This is a genomic window from Nocardioides sp. (assembly GCF_024509035.1).
Taxonomy (GTDB): domain Bacteria; phylum Actinomycetota; class Actinomycetes; order Propionibacteriales; family Nocardioidaceae; genus Nocardioides.
In genome coordinates this window covers 1-1,665 of the sequence record NZ_JANINT010000398.1, presented here as the reverse complement: position 1 = coordinate 1,665, position 1,665 = coordinate 1, and the positions used below count along the sequence as shown (strand labels likewise).

The following is a 1,665-nucleotide window of genomic DNA, read 5'->3' as shown; positions in this document are numbered from 1 at the left end:
CCCTCGCCCAGTTCCCGATCATCGGTGACCAGCTGGGCCGGCCGGAGGGCCTGACCGGCTCGTCGACGGCGATCGTCGTCGGCTCCCTCGTCGCGCTGTACGGCGCGCTCGGCCTGGGCCAGGCGCTGCAGAACGCGCTCAACGTCGCCTGGTCCGTGCCCCGCAACAGCCGGCCCAACCCGGTGCTGCTGCGGCTCAAGAGCCTCTTCCTGCTGATGACCGCGGGCGTCGCCGTGCTGACGATCTCGGTGCTCTCCACGCTCGCCGCGAACACCGAGGTGCTCGGCGAGACGGTCTCGTCGTACCGGTGGCCGATCACGGTCCTGACGGTCCTGGTCAACACGCTCGTGCTCACCGCGCTCTTCCGCGTGGGCGCGGCGCGCAGCCACAACGTCTGGACCGGCTCGGTCCCGGGCGCCGTCACCGCATCGCTGCTGTGGATCGGGCTCCAGACCATCGGCACGGCCTACGTCACCAACGTCCTGACCGAGACCAGCGCCATGAACCGGACCTTCGGTCTGGTCCTCGGCCTGATCGGCGTCCTCTGGCTCACCGCCGTCATCGGCGTGCTCGGCATCGAGGTCAACGTCGTGCTCGAGCGCCGGCTCTGGCCGCGCGCCCTGCTGACGCCCTTCACCGACCGGGTCGAGCTCACCGACGCCGACCGCCGCGCGTACGCCGGCTACGCCAGGGCCCAGCGCCACAAGGGGTTCGAGACGATCCAGATCACCTTCGACGACCAGCGGCTGGTGCTGCCCGGCGACGAGGACGACGGCGCCGACCACGTGTCATGACCGGCCGGCGGGCTCGGGCTCGGGGTGGTAGGAGCGGTCGGGGAGGAACGCCAGCCAGCGGGGCAGCCACCAGGTGCGGTCGCCGAGCGCGGCCAGCACGGCCGGGAGCAGCACCGCGCGGACGACGGTCGCGTCGAGCAGGATCGCGACCGCGAGGCTGACGCCGAGCTGCTTGAACGTCGTCATCGACAGCGTCGCGAACACCGCGAAGACGGCGACCATGATCGCGGCCGCGCTGGTCACCACGCCGGCGGACGTGACGACGCCGTGCGAGACCGCGGGGCGGGTCGGGAGCCCGCGGTCGTGCGCCTCGCGGATCCGGGACACCACGAACACGTGGTAGTCCATCGAGAGGCCGAACAGGATCACGAAGTCGAACAGCGGGATCCAGGACTCGATCGCCCCGACCCCGCGGCCGCCGACGAGGGACGCGCCCCAGCCGTGCTGGAACACCGCGACCATGACGCCGAAGGCCGCCGCCAGCGAGAGCACGTTGAGCACGACGGTGACGAGCGCGATCGTCACCGAGCGGAACGCGACCAGCATCAGCAGGAACGCGAGCACCAGCACGAAGACGACCACCGGCAGCATCGAGCGACCGAGCTGGGCGTTGAAGTCCTCGGAGAAGGCCAGGTTGCCGCCGACGTACGCCTCCGCGCCGGGCACCGCGCCCAGCGTTTCCGGGACGACCTGGGACCGGAGCGCGTGGAGTGCGCGCACGGAGGTGCGGCCGGTGCCGTTGCCGGCGAGCGGTGCGGTGATCTCCAGGACGCCGGCCTCGGGGTGGGCGGTGACCAGGACCGGGGCCTGCACGAGGCCGGCCCCGAGCGCGCGGCTGCGGAAGTCGGCGACGGCCGCGGTCATCTCGGAG

General features: G+C 72.2%; 2 protein-coding genes. One reads left to right on the top strand and one right to left on the bottom strand.

Annotated features, from left to right (window positions below; genetic code table 11):
- On the top strand, positions 1 to 794 hold a 794-nt coding region (locus tag Q0L15_RS22185), incomplete at its 5' end, for a YhjD/YihY/BrkB family envelope integrity protein (RefSeq protein WP_296607022.1).
- On the opposite strand, the gene Q0L15_RS22180 is transcribed toward Q0L15_RS22185, so the two are convergent.
- The coding region (locus Q0L15_RS22180) for an MMPL family transporter (protein WP_296607021.1) at positions 789 to 1,665 on the bottom strand (877 nt) is incomplete at its 5' end. The genes Q0L15_RS22185 and Q0L15_RS22180 overlap by 6 nt on opposite strands.